The organism is Candidatus Erwinia haradaeae, assembly GCF_900698885.1.
Lineage (GTDB): Bacteria > Pseudomonadota > Gammaproteobacteria > Enterobacterales > Enterobacteriaceae > Erwinia_E > Erwinia_E haradaeae_H.
The window spans coordinates 60,118-81,541 of sequence record NZ_LR217705.1; the positions used below are offsets into that span (position 1 = coordinate 60,118).

Sequence of the window (21,424 nt, forward strand, 5' to 3'; positions counted from 1 at the left end):
ATGACGTTCGGATTTTATTTTCTTGAAAAATATTATTTCTTAATTATTTATTTTAATTTAAATCCAGCAATACTTGTTATATATCATAAATATATATAGTTCATAAATATATATAGTTAAAAATTATTAATACGCACGTACATAAAACTATTTATGCTTTCATTTAGAGAAATGTGATTTTTCACTACTAGTGAGTGTTTTTTGTTTTAAATAAAAAGTAATGTAAGCTACATGCTATATTAAGAGATCTATATTTACACGAAAAAATGAGTTATAGATGGGTAATATTGCATATTAATTTTTGTCTTTTTTATTGTAGATATAGATTTATGTTTAATAATATGAATTTACCAATGCTCTGCCAATGCTTTCAGGTTCTATTTAGTTAGGAAAGATAAAAGCATTTAATGCGATGCGCATCCGAAAATCTATGTATTATTCTGCAATTGTCAATGATAAAATCTATTTTGAAAAATAAAAAAACGATCTTTTGTGACTCATGAAAAATTATCTTTTAATTATTTTTCTTTTAATGACGTTTAATAGAAGATTTCTAATTTTATTAGATTAAAAATAAAAATGATTAAAATATTTTAAATTAAGTGTTATTGCTAAAAGAATAGGTGAAATAGAAACTTTTTGTATGTTTTATTATATTATATACAGAAGTTGTTAGGTTTTAGTTGATTAGTTTATTGTTTATTGTAACTAAAAGTTGTGTTTTACTTACAAAGATACGCTATTTTTCTAAAATAGAATTTTCTTTTATAATAGATTATTTAGCTTTTTCTCATAAAATGGTTTGTTAGTAACCCCACTTAATACATATAAGGATTATATTCTGATTAAGCTTTTTTATATAGGAAGATTTTATTGATTTTAGAATATAGAACATTATAAGTTATATTAGCATATTCAGTAGATTTTCTAGTTAATAAAACGTTTAGGTTTTTCTGCTGAGCAGCATGATATATAATATAGGTTAATAAGTTGGTAAATTTTATTATTTTGGTTGATCTTAACTATAATATTTAACTAATAAATAATATTTATAAACTTTCTTTTGTTTTGTAGTTAGAATATATATAACAAGATTGAAAAATAATATTCAGTTAATTCAACTGTACCTGTGTTTGGAAAATAATTAATTAGAATTCTATAGAGTTAGTGTGCGTGATATGTAATTAACCAATGGTTTGTATTATGATTAAGCGATTCCTAAAATAACAGTGTACTAATAATACTGAATTTTAGATTGGTTGTTTGATATATTGTATTTAAATTAGCTCATATTTTCGTAATTCAGCTTTAAGGTAGGCATAATAAATTGGAGCTGCAATTACCCCGGTAATGCCAAAAGTAGCTTCAAATATTAACATAGCTAATAGAATTTCCCAGGTTTTTGCGTGAATTCGACCACTAAAAATATGCGCATTAATAAAATATTCTAACTTATGAACGATGATAAGATAAGTTAGAGAAACAAGACCAGCTTCAAGTGATATAGAAAGCCCAATCAAAAAAATAACTGTATTAGAAATCAAATTCCCAATAATTGGTAACAATCCCGTAAAAAAAGTTAGTACTATTATGGTTTTAGAAAATGGAAAATGCAGTTCAAAAAGAGGTAGTATTCCGAATAGAAAGCAACTAGTTAATAGTGTATTAAATAGCGATACATGAATTTGGGCAAAAATCACATTGTGAAAAGCTTCTGAAAGTATGGTTAACCTATCCAGGATGGCATTTTGTAAAGGTGTGTTCAATCTTTGTTTGCTATTATTTTGCAGAGAAATCATTACGCCTAAGACTGCTCCAATAAGCATAGTAGCCACAGTGTGTGCTGCATTACGACTAAAAGTTTGCATCACCAAATTTTCATGTAACCAGTTGATTACCTGATTCTTTAAGTCATCTATATTTAATGGTAAGTAACGTGTAATCAATGGAGAGAGAGTATTTTGTGCATCTCTAAGAAGATTACTAGCATTAGTTTGAAAACTAGAAAAATCTTGACAATCGTGCAAAAGAAATCCGATGAGTTTAGTAGCCCCAGAAACTATTAAGAGGATTAACAGAGCGCTAAGAAACATAATGCTGACCCAGCGTGCTGCGGGAGCCTTTACTAGATACCCCACAAGAATAGTGAGTCCTAAGATAATTTCATACATAATAAATCCTGCTAAAAAACATGGCAGTAAACGTAAGGGAAACAGAGCAATCAGTGCAACAAAAACCAGCAAAAAACTCGCAGCTCTGCAAAGCATGAGACATTTTGTATTTCGTATATGCATATTTTATCCTAAATATTTAAGATATGTATTTCACCAATACCGACAGTATACCGACAGTATAGTAATCATATAGTGATTTGTAGCAACATAATTATCATCAGTCAAAATAGTCATATTATTTTGATAAATTTATTATGGTTCCCTACCAGATTATCTTGTGTATGGTAGTCAGTTTGAAAGTAGTTTGATAAAAATAGGTTGTTATTTTATTGTTTCTTTATTTATGCGTTATATATTTCTGTGTATTTTAAATAGTTTTGTACTAAGCAGATAGTTTATTAAACGTTTGTTAGTATTTTAGTGTTAAAATATTACGCTGTATGTAATACACAATGAATAATAGGCATGAGTTTAATATAGTGGTGTCTTGAGTGCAGGTAGTGAATGTTATATATCGTATCTTTTGTTTTCGATCATAAAATGATACTTTTTTTAGTATAAAAGATCCAATTATTTGCGTATTTTTGAATATATAAAATAAATAATTTGAATTTTAGTCGCTTAATATGAATTAAGTTAATATTTTTAATATTTTTAATATTTTTGGAAGTTTAATAATAATATTTTTATTTTATTTATTATATGTATGTAAAAAACACGGAGATTTATATAGTGTTAATTTTATAGCTAATTTGTGCGCTGGCTATACTAATAAGTTCAAATCTATAATTGTCATATATCTCCAAAGCTTAGAATGCATAATAAGAGACCATAATCAGTCTATGATATATAAGATATTAGAACATAAGATGTATTAATATCGATAATTCTAAAAAATAATTTTAATATGTTTTCAGATTTTTTTCATCTCGCCCTCGAAATAAATGAGGCTATGATTTTGCATTATACTAAATATAATAACTGAATTATTCATGTGAGCAGGGTTTTATTTCTAAAACTAAATATTTTTTCGGCCGATGATTTTTTAATGGTTCACCTTATGGTGTTTTTGTATTTGAATAATTCAAATATATATTTAACTATATAAATATTTGATCTTCAATAAAGGAAATGTCTATTGGAATCTAGTGCGATTTACGGTCTTTTTATTATCGGTTCAATACTGGTTGCTACAAGTATCTTGCTGAGCTCTTTTTCATCACGGTTAGGCATTCCTATTTTAGTGATTTTTCTTGCTATTGGTATGTTAGCTGGAGTTGATGGTATTGGTGGAATTGCTTTTGATAATTACCCTGCTGCCTATTTGATCAGTAATCTTGCTTTAGCTGTAATTCTTCTCGATGGTGGCATGCGTACTCAAGCAAGTTCTTTTAGGGTGGCTTTAGGTCCGGCATTATCATTAGCTACAGTAGGAGTTTTAATTACAGCTGGTTTAACTGGCTTAGCTGCTGCACGGTTGTTTGATCTTACCTTACCTAATGGTTTTCTTATCGGCTCAATTATCGGTTCTACTGATGCTGCAGCAGTTTTTTCACTTTTAGGTGGCAAAGGACTGAATGAACGTGTTAGCGCCACCTTGGAAATTGAATCTGGAAGTAATGATCCAATGGCTGTTTTTTTAACTGTTACTTTGATTAAAATGATCCAAAATGAACAAATAGGAATTAATTGGATATTTATTTTTCAAATAATACAGCAATTTGGGTTGGGCATTCTGCTAGGTTTAGGTGGAGGGTTGGCATTATTGCAAATTATTAATCGTGTTTCATTAGCTAGCGGTTTATACCCATTATTGGCAGTTAGCGGAGGCATTCTAGTTTTTTCCGTAACGTCGATGTTAGAAGGAAGCGGCATCCTCGCGGTGTACTTATGTGGTTTTATTCTTGGAAACCGCCCAATCCGTAATCGTCATGGTATTTTGCAAATTTTTGATGGCCTGGCTTGGTTAAGTCAAATTGGTATGTTTTTAGTATTAGGATTATTAGTTAATCCTGCAGATCTCTGGTCTATTGCACTTCCGGCTACATTACTATCTATCTGTCTTATTCTTGTTGCTCGTCCATTTTCAATTTTGATTGGTTTATTACCATTTCGTGGGTTTAATATTCGAGAGCGTATGTTTATAAGCTGGGTTGGTCTTCGTGGAGCGCTGCCTATTATACTTGCGGTTTTTCCTATGATGGCGGGATTACCCCAGGCATCTCTTTTTTTTAATATTGCATTTTTTGTAGTTTTAGTATCACTAACGATTCAAGGTACCTCGCTAAGTTGGGCGGCACGAAAGGCTCGTGTAGTTATACCGCCGTTAGCATCACCAATTTCTCGTATTGGTCTGGATATTCATCCTGAGAATCCATGGGAACAATTCATTTACCAACTGAAGGAAGATAAGTGGTGTATTGGTGCTGCATTACGTGATTTACGTATGCCTTCTCAAACACGAATTGCTGCATTATTTCGTAAAAATCAATTACTTCATCCATCTGGTAGCACTCGACTAAAAGAAAATGATGTTTTGTGCGTTATTGGTCGCGACCGAGATCTATCTGCTTTAGGGAAGTTATTTAGTCAGTCTCCGCCTGTTTCGGATCAAAGATTTTTTGGTGACTTTATTTTACAGGCGAACGTTTCTTTACAGAATGTTGCTCATATTTATGGGATTGAACTTGATGATGAGACAAATAATCAACAAACACTTGGCGAGATGGTTGCAGATATTATAGGAGCAGCACCTGTAGTTGGGGATCAAATTGAATGGAAAAATATATTATGGACGGTCGCAGAAAAATCAGATCACGGAATTGTTAAGATTGGCGTGAGGGTGCAGGAATAATTATTACCTTCTAATAATAGATGCCATATTCTAAGAAATATTCTATCTAAATTTTATTCATTTACTTTGAGATTTTTTATCATTTTTAAAAAATTAAGATTTTTATGAATCGCTGGTTATGTTTTAAACATAAAGTATAGATTTCTTGATTTTAAAAAAAGTGAAATGAGTATCTATTAAGGGTCTTATGATAGAATATCACACATGATAGATGATAACTATTAATTTAGTTTTTTGTATATTTTCAGTGTATTAAGTGTATAAATAAATAGTTTTTTTATGTAAAATATGTAATGAGATGTCTCATCTGAACCGTGGTTATTATATAGATAAATATAAGTTAACTATTAAAGTTCTGTTGATACTTTTACAAAAGCGCATTTAGTATCTGATGTATTATGCGATTATTTTAATATGTTCCAAAAGGAAATAGAAATCATGACCAATATAGCATCCAATAAAATACTATACACTTCAGTATATTAATTTGTAATTGTCGTTTGAACAAGTACTAACAATATATATGTTATAGATAATTAAAATTAAGATTTATGCATTCATATTATCATAATACTTATATCATGATAAATGATCACGTCATCAAATTACTACTATTGATGTCTAGATAAAACTTTCTATAGATATTTTATTTAGATTATTGTTTTTCTAAAAGATATTTTAGAAATAAAATAATATCATAAAATCCATCAATATGACTATAATCATGTAATGCAACTATTTTCATTGACAGTAAAAGTTATTGACGTCCTGTGTGTCCAAAACCACCTGAACCTCGTTGGCTATTAGTGAAATTATGAACTAGATTGAATTCTACTTGTATAACAGGTAAAAAGATCATTTGTGCAATACGCTCACCGGCTGTGATCATAAACGGATACTGTTTACGATTCCAGAGTGAGATCATAATCTGCCCATGATAATCAGAATCGATTAAACCCACAAGATTCCCAAGTACAACACCATTTGCATGACCAAGGCCAGATCGTGGCAGTATGATTGCTGTAACCTTGGGGTCAGAAATATGTACAGCTATACCTGTTCCTATTAAGTGTGTTTCCCCAGGATGTACGATGAGTGTACTTTCTATACAGGCCCGTAAATCTATGCCAGCAGAGCCGGGAGTAGCATAGCTTGGTATTGGAAAAGAAGTACCGATTCTATTATCTAGAATTTTAATGTCGATTTTTTTTCTCATATTGCGATTTAGAAAGTGAGACTTGTTAGATATTTTCTTTTGTCGTTACCTTGAGTATATTAAGTATACTATAATAGTAGATAATTTTAATATAGTTTTCTTTCTAAAGTATCTATTTTTACAAAATACAGAACTAAAGGCGATTTATAGAATATATATAAGGTATGTACTCTAAAAGAGATAGTAGTTACGTGAATATTTTATATTTTTATTTTCTTACCTTTGGTAAATATCCGATTCTAAGACGATCAATTTATTGACCGACAGATAAGTTTGGATAGATTAGAGTAATTTGCACAATATTTTTGATGTTACATAGCGCATATTAATCTTTTTTTCTCTATTAATTTTGATATTTTTAACTCACAGTCTTTGAGGCGTTTTTTTTCTTTAATTACAACGGCTTCCGGTGCTAGTTTGATAAAGTTTTTATTATCCAGTTTGCTATGAATCTGTTTGATTACCGCTTCCAATTTGATAATATCAGATTTTATATGATTTAGTTCGATATTCTTATCTACTAAACTTTCTAAGGGTAGTAGTAAGTCTGCATCTTCTATTGATTGATTATAGGCTAATGGATGATTAGTATCTTTAGGTACAATTTGTATTGTTTTTAGATTAGCAAGAGTTTTTATTAGATAATAATTATTGTGTATTCTGTGAATTACATGATCACTTTTTGTATGCAAAAGCAGATCTAGACTGTGTGTTTGGGGAATATGATTTTTATTGCGCATATTGCGTATGGCAACGATAACTTGTTTAATCCACTCGATATCTTTTATTGATTTATCATGAATGCAAGTTGCAGAAAATGTTGGTACAGGTTGGAACATAATAGTCTCATCTTTAATTTGTTTTATCACTTTTACTCGTTGCCAGATCGTTTCGGTAATAAATGGAATCAGTGGATGAGCCAGGCAAAGTAAGTCCGCTAATACACTGACCAGTGTGTTGCGTGTTCCTCTTAATTGAGATTGAGTGCCGTTATTTAAGATTGGTTTTGTTAATTCTAGATACCAATCACAGAATTGATTCCATGTAAACTCGTATAGAATATGAGCAGCAAGATCAAAACGGTAGTGATTTAAGGCTTCGTGCCAAGCTTGTGCTGTATAGTTAAATTTTGAAATGATCCAGCGATCAGGTACAGAGAGTTCTAATTCGCCGTCGAAAAAACCACAGTCATGTTTTTCAGTATTCATCAGGACAAAGCGACTACCATTCCAGAGTTTATTGCAGAAGTGACGGTAACCTTTTAGACGTTTCATGTCCCAGTGAATATCACGCCCAGTTGATGCTAAAGATGCTAAAGTAAATCTCAATGCATCCGTGCCATGCGCCTCTATGCCACATGGAAATTGCTTTTTAGTACGTTGACGGATTATTTCTGCTAATTGAGGCTTTATCATATTTTTAGTGCGCTTCTTAATTAATTCTTCCAGTGAAATTCCATCGATCATGTCTAATGGATCGATGATATTTCCTTTGGATTTTGACATTTTCTGACCTTCATCATCTCGAATTAAACCAGTTACATAAACAGTTTTAAAGGGTACTTGGATTTTGCCGCTATCGTCTTTTATAAAGTGCATAGTAAGCATAATCATACGGGCAATCCAAAAAAATATAATATCAAAACCACTAACTAATACATGAGTTGGATGAAAAGTTTTTAACTCTTTAGTATTCTTTGGCCACCCTAAACTTACAAATGTCCAAAGAGCAGAAGAGAACCATGTATCTAGCACATCTACCTCTTGAGTTAGAGGTAGATCAAAGTTCAGTTTGTTCTCTGTGCGAGCTTCTTGTTCGTTATATGCAACGTAGATATTGCCAGATGGATCGTGCCAGGCTGGAATGCGATGACCCCACCATAGTTGGCGGGAAATACACCAATCTTCGATATTTTTCATCCAAGAGAAATACATATTAGCGTATTGTTTTGGTACAAATTGAATTTCTCCTGACTGAACTGCTTGTATAGCCACTTCAGCTAACGGTGTCATGCGGATATACCATTGCGTATTTAGCATAGCTTCTATCACAACGCCACTACGTTCACCATGTGGAATCATAAGATGATGCGTTTGGATATCTTCTAGCAAACCTATTTTTTGAATCTCTTCAATAATTACTTTGCGCGCTTCAAAACGATCTAATCCACGAACAGATAAAGGTATTGTTGAATCACAGTTATTCAATTCTTGGCCATAAGCATCATAAACCTGGGCGCAGTCTCGAATGTGTGCAGTGCAAGTAAAAATATTAATCATTGGCAATTGATGACGACAACCTATATGATAGTCATTAAAATCATGAGCAGGAGTAATTTTCATACAGCCAGTACCTTTTGATATTTCTACATATTTGTCACCAATTATAGGGATTAAACGATTAGTCAAGGGCAACACTAAAAATTTACCAATGAGAGCTTTATAGCGTATATCTTCAGGGTTGACAGCTACTCCTGTATCGCCTAATATAGTTTCTGGGCGTGTAGTCGCAATCACTATGTACGTTTTTCCTTCAGCAGTTTTAACACCATGCGCAAGATGATAGCGAATGTACCACATGGATCCTTTTTTCTCGAGATTTTCTACTTCTAGATCAGAGATGGCAGTACGTAGTTTTGGGTCCCAGTTAACTAAGCTCTTTTTACGATAAATAAGTTTTTCTTTATATAGAAGAATAAATATTTTTTTTACCGCATCTGAAAAACCATGATCCATGGTAAAGCGTTCACGTGTCCAGTCAACAGAGTTGCCCAAGCGACGTATTTGATGAGAGATTATATTATTGAAATGATTTTTCCATTGCCAAGTTTTTTCAATTAAGGCATCAGTATCATAATCTTGACTGGTTTTATTTTCTTCTTCACTAATCTTTCTTGTAATTAATAGTTGAGTGGCAATACCTGCATGATCAGTTCCTGTTTGCCATAGGGTGTTTTTTCCTTGCATGCGATGGTATCGAATCATGATATCCATAATAGTTTGCTGAAAAGCATGACCAAGATGTAAGTTACCAGTGATATTTGGTGGTGGCATCATAATACAAAAACTTTCCTGAGATGTGTCATCATTTGGTTTAAAATAGCCTTTTTTCTCCCAATTTTGATAGAGTAGTTTTTCTATGTTTTTTGGATTATACCTTTTTTCCATGTGTGCTATTTCTCAGGCAATAGATGGTATTACTGTATGTTAGTACGTATGACACGATAAAATATGATTGCATGCTTTAATATAAATAACTTGAGCCAATAGAGATCATATATGGATGGGTATCACATAAACCTCATTATGTTAAAATCACTAAATATCACCAAATATCACTAAAATATTGTCAGAATTTTATACGGTGGTGCCGAAGGCCGGAATTGAACCGGCATGCCTTTCGGCGGTTGATTTTGAGTCAACTGCGTTTACCAGTTTCGCCACTTCGGCTGTTTTAGAGAGTTTTTAAGTAATAGAGTTATATTACATTGTTTTTTTCTATTTATGCAACTGGATTTATGATGCTATATATAAAATGTTAGATTTGTGTGTATACAATATTGAGATAATAACTTATTGAACATAACTTTATATAAAAGATTTTATACACTAAAATATTAAAAATCTTAAGTTAAATGCATTTAATCATCAGAAAAACATATAATGATTGGATTAATAGGTTAAATGAAAGGTGAACTATTTTATAGTTTTGTTTTTAATTAAGAATTAATCAATCCTTTAATTGAGATTATTTCTTAATTTTTGTATTTTCTCAAGGGTAAAAATATAGATTTATCAAGAAATAAATAATATTGTTACATAACTAATTACACTAGTGTAATTAGTTATGTAACAAGAGCAATCCTACTTATATGCTCAATATGCATCCACATAGTTATGTGATAAACAACATGCTATGTGATCCAGATTTTTTATGTGTTTTGTATCCTGCGAGCGCAATAAATAAGATACTTGTAGTAGAGTTTTTTAAAAAATTTTTAATTATGTTAGAATTTTTAATTTACTATAATTTTTGTAAGTATTTTTTATAAATCATCTTGCGTGAGATATACGATATTAATATTCATAAGGCAAAAGATTACATCAAAGTTATTATTATTCGATTAAGATTAAGATCGAAAAAGATTAATTATTTTAGTATAAAAAATATGGATTATTCGTATGTTTTATGGAATTTTTTATAAAATTATCTAATACATTATAGATATAAGCATAACTATAATAAATATTACCCCATATTTTATTGTTCTTTAGATTTTATTGAAAGCATTTGAATCTTGTGATTTATAGCATGGTAAGTTACAGACTCAAAAATTAAAGTTACTATAAAGTATTTATGTATTTTATTTAAATCATTATATGGTTAATTGCTTATTGATTACAAGTGTTTATATATTTTACAAGCAGTATTTTATATTAAAGTTAGATTTGTTATTAAGCGGGCTTGAGAATTATGATTCTTAATCATGATATAATTTAATGAAAATATATATTGATGAAATCAATAAGCTCTGATGTTTATATAAATAAAAATGCTAAAAATGCTATCAGTATATATGTTATTTATATGGACTAGTATATCCATGGGTATTACTCGTGACTTACTAGGTTCTGATAAATAACGAAAATTTTTTTAAAAATAGTGTTATATAGAATATACAGGATTCTTGTGCTAATTATAAAAATATTATTAATAATTAAAAATTATTAGAAATTCATTTTATGAATGATAAAAATTATTAGAAGTAAGATTAATTTTGATTTTTAGGTTAGTTAATAACTGTAGTTCAGTTTTTTATGAAAATACTATTTTTAATAGAATATATAAAATGTAGAGAAATGTTATTAACAGATCACTCTTAATAATATTTTTTACTAATTTTAATTAATGTTTTACATAATAAAGTAATAAAGACTATATAGAAAACATAAACAAAGCGTATGCTTTTAATTAGTTGAATTAGTTAAATTAGTGAAATTAGTTAAATGAGTTAAAAGTGAATGATATCAAGAATATAAGAAAAACTAGAGATAATATTGGTATTTTCTATACTAGACTGATTCAGACTATTAAAATTGTGCATAATGCGGACACTATATTCCTCGCTGTTATTCTAAATAACGAGCAAAAATGTAATCAAAAGATTTTTATGCTTTACGGGGTTGAGTTATCGTATGTCTGCGAGATTTTTATACTTATCTAATATATACAACATCAATATGTATGCATATACATTGATGTTGTAAGATTTAAAATATTGTAATTTTTGCATTTAATATATTATGGTTTTTAAAGATCTTTCATTTTTTATTAAGAGCATATAGTAATGAGATCGATCTCATCGATGGTTTATAGGATCATGTAGTATTCTTTTGGTCTATCTCTCACATATAATATAGATGAGGTCTTGGACTGTTAGTATAACTAATTGATCATGTCTGGTGGATAGCCGCGATGAATATAAAATATACACGACAAGTTTTTATGGCGGCTATGGCAGCAATAGCGCTTGCGTTCCTCTTATTAATTATAAAATTTTGCGCTTGGTGGTATACGGGCTCAGTTAGTGTGCTAGCAGCACTAATAGATTCGTTAGTGGACATTGCTGCTTCATTGACAAATCTACTAGTTATACGTTATGCGATGCAGCCAGCTGATTCTAAACATGCATTTGGTCATGGAAAAGCCGAGTCTTTGGCGGTATTAGTGCAAAGTTTATTTATCTGTGGTTCAGCTCTTTTTCTTTTTTTTACTGGCTTTCAACATATTGCCGCCCCTCAAGAACTCAAGGAACCTCTAGTATTAGTTATAGTTACTTTTATAGCTTTATTTTCAACATTAATTTTAGTTACCTTTCAGCGCTGGGTAGTGCAAAATACTCAAAGTCAGGCTATACGTGCAGATATGTTACATTATCAATCAGATATAGTAATAAATAGTGCAATTTTATTCGCCCTGGTGTTGAGTTGGCTTGGCTGTTATTGGGCTGATGCATTATGTGCTCTTAATATCGGTATATGGATTTTGTATTCTGCATGGCGCATGGCGTGTGATGCTGTGCAGGTATTACTAGATCGCTCCTTACCTGTAACAGAGTATCAAGCGATTTTGAAAATTGTTGCCACATGGCCTGGTATATGCGGAGTGCATGATATCCGTACACGTCAGGCTGGCCCAACACGTTTTATTCAATTACATTTGGAAATGGAAGATCATTTACCCTTATGTGAGGCGCATAGCATATCAAATCATATTGAGCAGGCGTTGCTTATGCGATTTCCTGGTTCTGATGTGATTATTCATCAAGATCCATGTTCTGTAGTATCTCAAGAACATCAAAGAACAATTGGATCATAAAATGATTTTTAGAATATATTCCAGTATTAAGTGTATTAGAATTTATGCCAAATTGTTATAGAAGTTATCAGGAGAATAGTGATCATCTCAAACTAAGTAAGTAAGTTTATATAGAGTAGTGTATTAACATTATAAGTAAAGATCACTCAATGATGTAACTTTAGGCATCAAGTATTATTTGAAAAGAAAAATTTTGTTACCAGTCTGTTACATGTCTGGTAAATGTTTTAGTTTGTAGGTTGATCCATTCTGAATTGTTCCTTTTTAATCTGCGCGTCTCATAAGGTTTTAGTTAGAAAATGATATATGTGATTGTTCTTGTCGTGCATCATATATAACCAATATCACTATATTGAGAGGTTTTTATGATGAATAAAATCGGTATACTCACCAGTGGTGGTGATGCGCCAGGCATGAATGCAGCAATCCGCGGTGTTGTTCGTACAGGTATCAGTGAGGGTTTGGAAATTTTTGGAATTTATGATGGTTATTTAGGGTTGTATGAAAATAGAATGGTAGCTCTTAGCCGTTACAGCGTGTCAGATATCATTAACCGTGGTGGTACATTTTTAGGTTCTGCTCGTTTTCCTGAATTTTGTTCAAAAGAAGTACGTAGAACATCTATTCAAAATATGATAACACGTGGAATTGATGCTTTAGTTGTAATTGGGGGTGACGGTTCTTACATGGGTGCTAAAGCTTTGACAGACATGGGGTTTCCTTGCATCAGCTTGCCGGGGACTATTGATAACGACGTAGCTGGTACAGATTATACTATTGGATATTTTACTGCACTTGAAACAGTGGTAGAAGCCATAGATCGCTTACGTGATACCTCTTCTTCACATCAACGTATTTCTATTGTAGAGGTTATGGGGCGATATTGTGGAGATTTAACTTTGGCAGCAGCAATTGCTGGGGGTTGTGAGTTTATTGTCTTACCGGAAACTCCTGAAACTCGTGAAAAGTTAGTTGATGAGATCGGGGATGGATTTTCTAAAGGTAAGAAACATGCCATTGTTGCTATTACTGAGCATATTTGTGATATTAATGCGTTAGCGCGATATATTGAAGAAAAAACCAAACGAGATACACGTGTTACTGTATTGGGGCATATTCAGCGGGGTGGGTCTCCAGTGGCTTATGATCGGATTTTAGCCTCACGCATGGGCGCTTATGCCACTAAACTATTATTAGATGGTTCTTACGGATGTTGTGTAGGTATTCAAAATGAGAAGATAGTGCATCATAATATTGTTTATGCCATTAAAAATATGAAACGTCCGTTTAAATATGATTGGTTAGATATTGCTAAGAAGCTATATTAATCCTCTAACTTAGGCATGAAATATCTATAGTGCTATATGTTATCAGTTTTAAATGTTATGTCATTATAAAGACCAAAGTTGTGCAAAATAACCATCATGTAATATTGCATATGCATAGTACATTATAACTTACTTTTCTTCAGTAACATTTATGGTTTAATCCGTACGCTATGTGTCAAAATTAATATTTTCTTTAATAATTTTTATATTTCAAGAGTAGCGAAGTTCAACAATCGCTCTATATATTTTAAATATTTTATGTATTTTTGTAACATTTATGTATTTTAAAATAAATATTAGAATAATCGTATTTATGAAGTTTTTCTATAAATAGCACTGGATTTTTTCAGTGTCTGCTGATTATTTATTATGAATAAAACGTGGTTATGGAAACTATTCGCAATTTTAGGATGTGCTTAATAAATTCTCTATGAAAGCCAGGCCTTGATATTCCATTATTCTACATGTAGAAATTATTATATAGAGCCTGTAAAATTATGGTCACAAGACAAATAACCGTCTACGTTCTGAGATAAGATTAGTAAAATTTTATCATATAAAATCTAATAAAATTATTTTATTTTTTTAAAATCTTTATTTGAATTTTTTATTTAGCATATAAAATTAAATTTTTATCTATATAAATAGATTGGATGTTTATCGCAAGATACAACAGATGTTTATCGCAAGATACAACATAATAAGATACATAAAGATACAGGACGTTAAAATTCTATCATGAAGCTCTCTTTTTAATTTCGAGCCAAAGAATAGTTATCACGTGATAATAGCGTATAGAATCATTTTATCTTAAATAAATAGATTTTTATCAGTATTATTGAGGTGCAGTTATAGTATATGAATCATTATATAATATTTATTATACATGACTCAGGTGTGAGTGCGTCATTAGAGTAAATCTTATGATTCAGTACCTTAGGTGATGATAATTTTTAGCTCAGGTTGTGCTTATACCTTAGATTGTGTGTGCACAAAAATAAAAACTTTTCTAAATCAAGACGATTATAATAGTTTTCGTGAGTTATTTTTCTAATAGTTTAGTTATAGTTTGTCACTTTAGTTAAAAATAGCATATTTTTAGTGATTAATTTAGAAAATCTTTACATCTAGATTTTACTAGATATTTAAATAGGTATAGTTGTAAAATATTAAGATAGCCTCGATAGCAAAATCTGCTGACAGAATCTTACATTTATGAGTTATTTTTATTTTTAGAATTTAAAATAATCTTTAAGGTAACTATTAGTATTTGACTGCGCCAAGTTATAGTCTTATTCATCTTTAATGAATAGTTTATTATATGCCGTCGCCATATTCAAAACCTGGAGATAATGCTATAGGGTATTGATTTATATTAATAGATGATATATGATTTTGATTTTTGTTTTTTACAATATTAGCCGGAACGCCGGCAACAGTAGTATAAGCAGGAACAGGCCGTAGAACTACAGATCCAGCTCCAACTTTTGCCCAGCGCCCTACCTCAATGTTTCCAAGAATTTTAGCTCCTGCTCCAATAATAACCCATTCCTGAATTTTGGGGTGTCTATCGCCGTTATCCTTGCCAGTACCACCAAGTGTCACTGATTGCAGAATTAACACATTATCTGCAATAACCGTGGTTTCACCTATTACAATTCCAGTTGCATGATCTAGTAAGATACCTTGACCAAGTTTTGCGGCAGGATGAATGTCAATCGCAAATAAAACAGAGCTTTCATGTTGCAGATAAAGGGCAAGAGCGCGACGACCTGAATTCCATAAACAATGGTAAAGACGATACATTTGCAGAGCATGAAAGCCCTTTAAATATAATATTACTGTGGAGTATTTATCAACGGTTGGGTCACGATGACGCGCGGCATAGATATCATGAGCGGCGGAAATAATTATGCCTGGATGCTGTTGGTAAATATCCTGAATAATCTCATATAAATCTATTTTAGATATAATATGATTAGCGAGCTTATTAGCAAGAATATAGCTTAAAGCAGTCCCTAAATCGTTATATTGCAATAGAGAAGAGCGATAAAAATTGACCAGCATAGGTTCAGATTGAATGAGTTGGTAAGCTTCTTTTCTAATGTCATGCCAAATTTTTTTAGGATCTATATATAGCATCATTCGCTCTCTAATAAAATATTAAATCTTCCGCAGTAAAAATGAAGTCGCATAATTTAGTTGCTGTTAATTTCCTCTTTACTGGAACTACTGAGCAGACTTTCTGCGGCATCTATAACGTTTTTCCCACAATATATTACTTGGTAAATTTCTTCAGTAATTGGCATGTTAACACTATAGCGCATGGCTAGCATTTTAATTTCTTTTGTATTGCACCAACCTTCAATAACCTGCCCTATTATTTTTTTTGCATGGTGAACATTATAACCTTTTCCTATCAATACACCAAAGCGTCGATTACGAGAGCGGTTATCTGTGCACGTTAATACTAAATCTCCTAGGCCGGACATTCCCGTAAATGTAGCAGGATTAGCATTGAGAGCTGTACCTAACCGACTTATTTCAGCTAACCCTCGAGTGATAAGTGCAGCTCGAGTGTTGGCGCCAAAACCAATACCATCAGATATACCGGCTCCAATAGCAATTATATTTTTTGCCACTCCGCCTAATTGCACGCCAATCATATCAGGGTTATTGTAAACTCGGAATTTTGTTTTGTAATGCAATAATTTTTGTAATTCTACTGCAAATTTTTTATCTGTTGCTGCTAAGGTAATTGCAGTGGGTGCACCTATTGCCACTTCGTTGGCAAATGTTGGTCCTGATATAACAGCTAGAGGGATATGTTTACCAAGTATTTCAGATGCGACTTCTTGTAGTAATCGCCCAGTATGCTTTTCGAGACCTTTTGTTGCCCAGGTCAAACGTGAATCAGTGCGAAGATGAGGTTTAATTTGCTGTAACATGTCGCCAAATACATAGCTTGGAACTACTAACAGTAGATTACGACTAGCCGCTATTGTTTTGGCAAGATTAGTTTTAATGATTAAAGTGTCCGGAAAAGGTACTTTGGGAAGAATATTATGATGATATCGGTATGTTTTTAGTTGAGCCTGATGATAAGGATTATGCCCCCATAACATGACTTGACGGCCACTACGAGACAGCATAATGGCCAATGCGGTTCCGTATGAACCAGCTCCAATAATGCTCATGATTGAATCAGATTTTTTCATTTATGTATCCGGAGTATGTTCTGTATGTTTTGATTTTTGAAGGTACCCCATAAATAGTGTGTCAAAATTAACCGGCTCAAGATGTAATGGTGGAAAAGTGCTATGCCATATTAAGTTAGCAATGCATTCACGTGCATATGGAAACAGAAGATTTGGACAGCGTGAACCCAAGCTATGTGCTATTTTATTTTTTTCTGTTTCTTCAATAGAAAAGACCCCGGCTTGTTCTACCTCACACAGAAAAACAATATTTTTAGCAAGGTTTGTAATAACAGTCACACGTAGTATTACCTCGTACATTTTGTCTATCAAGTGAGTAGAACTAGTGCCTAGGTTTAGTGTCACCTGAGGGTCCCAAGGTGCTTGAAATATTTGTGGTGCCTGGGGTGATTCAAAAGAGATGTTTTTAGTGTAAATTCGATTAATTTGAAGAGATTTATCACTATGATATTTTTCTAACATAGAAACTTTGTAATCCTATTCATTAGTAAGATATGATTGTATTTAAGAGTGTAAAATGGTTTGTAATGTTTATGGTTTTGCCCTAGATGATTATGGAGGGGTGCAAAATATTTTACAAAATTAATAGAATTTGGAATCATTAAAATTCAGTAATTTTACTATGAGCCGTTTTAGATGTATCTGAATATTTTTCGATATCCTCAAGGGGTATCTTCAAGTAATTTTTAAATTTTTTATTTATATATCATAAATATTTTAGATTATATACATTAATGATACTAAGAAAGATAAGTAGGTAGTAATTTAAATAATGATTTTTATTTTTACTGATGTAAGTGATATAGAACAAAAAACCATTCTCTTTACAAGAAGATCAATTTTAAATTGTTATACGTAAGCATGGATCTGTCTTCTAAATAAGGTTTTTATGATCATCTTATATCTTTCTGTTTCTATAAGATACCATATTAGTTAAAATCATATCTATTTTAGATTAAAACTTTAAATCAAAATAATTGGATGTATTTCTTGTTTTTTAAATTTTAAAAGATGAAAGATCTTAGACAAGATCACACATTATCCTATATGGTGTGTACCACACAGCAACAAGATAAAAGTGATCTCTATCTGATATGTCTACAGGCGATTTTAATTTTTTTAAATAGTTGTATTTGTAAATTTTATACCTTGTAATTAACAGGTGTAATTATCCATAACAAAAGAAATTTTATAGTTTTTTAGCTTACCTAAAATTCACTAGATTAATAGAAATTATTAGATGTACTTTGTTAAAACATATTATATATTATTATGGTGAAATTTTAATATTATTTTTTACTACGTGTTGTAATGAGTAAAATTTTTTAAAAATCATAATAAAGAATTCGTATTCTACGATAAAGATATAGAGTGTTTTACGTATTATTTTATTTATTATAATATAATTGATCAATTTATTATTTATACGTTGTATTTTAAAATAAAACACATAATTAACGTCATTAAGATGCCTGCTTCCTGGTATTTTTTAAAATTACTATATGAATTTTATAACGCACCAAATATCATTTAGTATTCTGAATATTTTTTATATAGAGTTAAGATTAAGAAGTAAGTTAGAATTTTTTTTGGATTTTTTAATTAAGAAAATTTTTATGTAAGATTAATAGTCAGTTTAATTGTATTTTATTTTAAATAATACTCGTTACTGATATTAAAGATGGTGAAATATTTATTTATAATATTTGTGTAGTGTGCGTGATAAATCTCGTAAGAGTGAGTGAATTCAGCTGCTAACGTGTTTTAAGACTAGTTAGTTTTAGAGATTTTAGGTACAATATAATTATCTTAAGTCTTGTGTATACTTTTGATGTTTTTTGGTGCTTTTGATAGTGAATATGTAGTATTAATGAGATTGGTGGTATAATATGTTTCTTAATTGTAGATCTTTTCTAAAAATTTATATCCTCTATTACGATTAAATAGTATGTGTAATTGAGGTGAATATTTTTCAGTTGTATTTATACATTGTGTGTGTTGTTAAAGGATGCGTCTTATTTTAAAAGAAAAAGGGGCTGTGATTTGAATAATTAGGGTTACTATTTAAATGTGAAAAAAATTTTTTAACAACTTTTACTATATTTGTCTATTACAATATTTTACTAATTTTAATTGTATATCTGGTTTAATAAGGTGGTTTTTGTATAAATGATTATTTATTATAGAATGTTAGTTAATCGTTCTAATCTAGAATAATTTTGATATTATTTTTTGTAAAGTTAATACGGTATGTCTGTAAGTTTTTATGATTCACGTTGTTTACGTTGTTTATCGTCTGGTATATCCTAGTGTATTCTATAATGAATATTTTTGATTAAATCAATCTCTACTGTATTTTGTTTTATTTTTGGTTGTATTTTTCATTGCTTAATGATTCTGTGCATTCTATAGAATAGAAAACTGCAATTATGATTAATGAAATCGATTTTATAATATTTTACAGTAAAATACCATATAGCTAGAGAATGATAGTAGATATAATGCATCGATAGTAGATATAATACATCAAGCTCTATAAACTATAGCGTGAATCAAGGTTATATAAAATGCAAAATAACATGTAACTTGATATTTTATCCTATTATTGTGAATCGAAGCAAGAGTTTTAGTTTTATAAATCAGCGGGTTGCATTATATTTCTTAACCTTAGTATTGAGACGAAATAATTATTTTTATTTGTAATTTTAACTATAGTATAGCGATCTTCGAGTAATATTATCTTACGCAGACGCAGGTATTCAGTTGAGATCAAATAGATCTCTACAATTGTTATTAAATTTTATTTTCTAATCTAATAAGTTTTAATTTAATTGCATTATGAAAGTTTTTCTTGAATTTTTAATTAATTATTTTTTTGATTAAAAAAACAATATGCAGTATCAATTATTTAGTATTTGACTTAGAAAAATTTTTAGTAAATAAAATTTACAGGTAAACTGTTTCTTATATTTAGATAGTTATATTAAATAGTTATAATTAATTTAGATAGTTATAATTAATTTTTATACATTATACATTTGATAATATAATAAGATATTTAATGAAATATGCAGTTAGTAATACATCTTTATTTAGCAATATATCTGTAAAATTATAATGTTTTCAGAAAAATATTTCAATGCTTTAAGATTTAGAAAAATATTTATTTTTATTATGAAAATTCTTTTAATTTTTAGCACGGAAGGATTAAAACTTATATATTTTATATTTTTAGATAACCTTTGATAATTATTAATACCTTTGATAATTATTAATAATTGTATCAAGTAAAATGCAAAAATACATAATATTTTCAAAAAGATTAACATTATAAATTTCTAGTTTTGATATATTACTCATTGAGCTCGGTCAGTAAATTTACTTTTTATGTAAAGATTTTATCTTGCTAGAAACTTTTGACAGTAAATTAATTTAATTGAACAATTTTTAATATTAAATTAGGATAAAATTATTAAATTAGGATAAAATTATTATATTTTTATATAAAAATCGAGTTATCACGTGTTTAATTTTTATCAATAAAGATAATAAAGCTCATAATAGAAATTTCTGTAATCACGTGTGTCAATGAATTAACCTTATGGATGAATAGAAATAAATGAATAAAATCTTTAAGAGTTAATTTTGTATTTGATTGCATGAATTGCATGAAAAGTGCACGGTTAATAACATGTTATAACTATAACATGTTATCACTAATACGAGTAACTCTATTTTAGAGATTTGTTCTTTTTTATAAGGTATTGATATGGCCTGGAGTCAATTGATTGTAACATTAAAGCGTGATCCATAAAATGACAAAAACTAGGAATGTCATATATGGTGGCTGGATCATCAGAAAGAATTAACAAGGTTTCGCCATTATGCATATGACGTATAGTTTTTCGTATCAGCATAAGGGGTTCAGGACAACGTAGCCCTTGAGTATCTAGGGTATGCTGAGGTGTCATGATGAGTTTTTTCATTAGTTTAAGATAGCTCGTCTAATATATCTAAAATAATATAATTCTGGATACTAAAATATGCATAATTTTATGCACAAAGACTATATATTATTTTCATGCTAACAAAGAAGAAGCCCTAGAAGATAAAAAGTTTAGAATATATGAATGTATTAGGTGAAATATTACTTTTTACCTTTAATTCATGCATAAGTAAAAATGATATGTAGTAAAAATGATATGTTAAATCGATAGTTTATATCAGAGGGTTGACCCCTTAGTATATCTACAATA

The 21,424-nt window shown here is 30.1% G+C and carries 10 protein-coding genes and 1 tRNA gene; 3 read left to right on the forward strand and 8 right to left on the reverse strand.

What is annotated here, in order from left to right; translation table 11 throughout:
- Window positions 1-1,277: 1,277 nt before the first annotated feature.
- The gene (locus ERCISPPS3390_RS00190) at window positions 1,278-2,294 is read right to left on the reverse strand and encodes an AI-2E family transporter (RefSeq protein ID WP_197094858.1); all 1,017 of its coding nucleotides are present in this window, start codon (window positions 2,292-2,294) and stop codon (window positions 1,278-1,280) included.
- Window positions 2,295-3,312: 1,018 nt separating this feature from the next.
- Between ERCISPPS3390_RS00190 and ERCISPPS3390_RS00195 the strand changes: the two genes are divergently transcribed.
- Window positions 3,313-5,028, forward strand: a complete 1,716-nt coding sequence (locus ERCISPPS3390_RS00195; RefSeq protein WP_197094859.1) for a potassium/proton antiporter — start codon at window positions 3,313-3,315, stop codon at window positions 5,026-5,028.
- Between the two features lie 757 nt (window positions 5,029-5,785).
- Here the strand turns inward: ERCISPPS3390_RS00195 and dut are convergent.
- From dut to ERCISPPS3390_RS00210, 3 genes are all read right to left on the reverse strand, one after another.
- Window positions 5,786-6,244: a dUTP diphosphatase gene (dut, locus tag ERCISPPS3390_RS00200; RefSeq protein WP_197094860.1), complete on the reverse strand. Its 459-nt coding sequence runs from the start codon at window positions 6,242-6,244 to the stop codon at window positions 5,786-5,788.
- 311 nt (window positions 6,245-6,555) lie between these two features.
- On the reverse strand, window positions 6,556-9,411 hold the full coding sequence (locus tag ERCISPPS3390_RS00205) for a valine--tRNA ligase (protein ID WP_197094861.1): 2,856 nt from the start codon (window positions 9,409-9,411) through the stop codon (window positions 6,556-6,558).
- 197 nt (window positions 9,412-9,608) lie between these two features.
- Window positions 9,609-9,693 (reverse strand) — tRNA-Leu (locus ERCISPPS3390_RS00210).
- A 2,026-nt stretch (window positions 9,694-11,719) separates the two neighbouring features.
- Between ERCISPPS3390_RS00210 and fieF the strand changes: the two genes are divergently transcribed.
- Together fieF and pfkA are read left to right on the forward strand one after the other, a co-directional pair.
- Window positions 11,720-12,622: a CDF family cation-efflux transporter FieF gene (gene fieF / locus ERCISPPS3390_RS00215; protein ID WP_197094862.1), complete on the forward strand. Its 903-nt coding sequence runs from the start codon at window positions 11,720-11,722 to the stop codon at window positions 12,620-12,622.
- Between the two features lie 365 nt (window positions 12,623-12,987).
- Window positions 12,988-13,950 carry a 6-phosphofructokinase gene (pfkA, locus tag ERCISPPS3390_RS00220; protein ID WP_197094863.1) on the forward strand — a complete coding sequence of 321 codons (963 nt, stop codon included), beginning with the start codon at window positions 12,988-12,990 and terminating at the stop codon, window positions 13,948-13,950.
- A gap of 1,317 nt (window positions 13,951-15,267) precedes the next feature.
- On the opposite strand, the gene cysE is transcribed toward pfkA, so the two are convergent.
- The 4 genes from cysE to tusA form a co-directional block, all read right to left on the reverse strand.
- A complete protein-coding gene (gene cysE, locus ERCISPPS3390_RS00225) occupies window positions 15,268-16,092 on the reverse strand; it encodes a serine O-acetyltransferase (protein WP_197094864.1) in 825 nt (274 codons plus the stop codon).
- Between the two features lie 56 nt (window positions 16,093-16,148).
- Window positions 16,149-17,168: an NAD(P)H-dependent glycerol-3-phosphate dehydrogenase gene (gpsA, locus tag ERCISPPS3390_RS00230; protein WP_197094865.1), complete on the reverse strand. Its 1,020-nt coding sequence runs from the start codon at window positions 17,166-17,168 to the stop codon at window positions 16,149-16,151.
- Window positions 17,169-17,630, reverse strand: coding sequence for a protein-export chaperone SecB (gene secB, locus ERCISPPS3390_RS00235; protein ID WP_197094866.1), 462 nt, complete (start codon window positions 17,628-17,630; stop codon window positions 17,169-17,171). It lies immediately after the preceding gene.
- A 3,269-nt stretch (window positions 17,631-20,899) separates the two neighbouring features.
- Window positions 20,900-21,154: a sulfurtransferase TusA gene (gene tusA, locus ERCISPPS3390_RS00240; RefSeq protein WP_197094867.1), complete on the reverse strand. Its 255-nt coding sequence runs from the start codon at window positions 21,152-21,154 to the stop codon at window positions 20,900-20,902.
- Window positions 21,155-21,424: the final 270 nt, after the last annotated feature.

Coding starts and splice junctions, on each gene's coding strand:
- cysE (WP_197094864.1), bottom strand. CDS start 16,092: ATGCTATATATAGATCCTAAAAAAATTTGGCATGACATTAGAAAAGAA.
- dut (WP_197094860.1), bottom strand. CDS start 6,244: ATGAGAAAAAAAATCGACATTAAAATTCTAGATAATAGAATCGGTACT.
- pfkA (WP_197094863.1), top strand. CDS start 12,988: ATGATGAATAAAATCGGTATACTCACCAGTGGTGGTGATGCGCCAGGC.
- ERCISPPS3390_RS00190 (WP_197094858.1), bottom strand. CDS start 2,294: ATGCATATACGAAATACAAAATGTCTCATGCTTTGCAGAGCTGCGAGT.
- secB (WP_197094866.1), bottom strand. CDS start 17,630: ATGTTAGAAAAATATCATAGTGATAAATCTCTTCAAATTAATCGAATT.
- tusA (WP_197094867.1), bottom strand. CDS start 21,154: ATGAAAAAACTCATCATGACACCTCAGCATACCCTAGATACTCAAGGG.
- gpsA (WP_197094865.1), bottom strand. CDS start 17,168: ATGAAAAAATCTGATTCAATCATGAGCATTATTGGAGCTGGTTCATAC.
- fieF (WP_197094862.1), top strand. CDS start 11,720: ATGAATATAAAATATACACGACAAGTTTTTATGGCGGCTATGGCAGCA.
- ERCISPPS3390_RS00205 (WP_197094861.1), bottom strand. CDS start 9,411: ATGGAAAAAAGGTATAATCCAAAAAACATAGAAAAACTACTCTATCAA.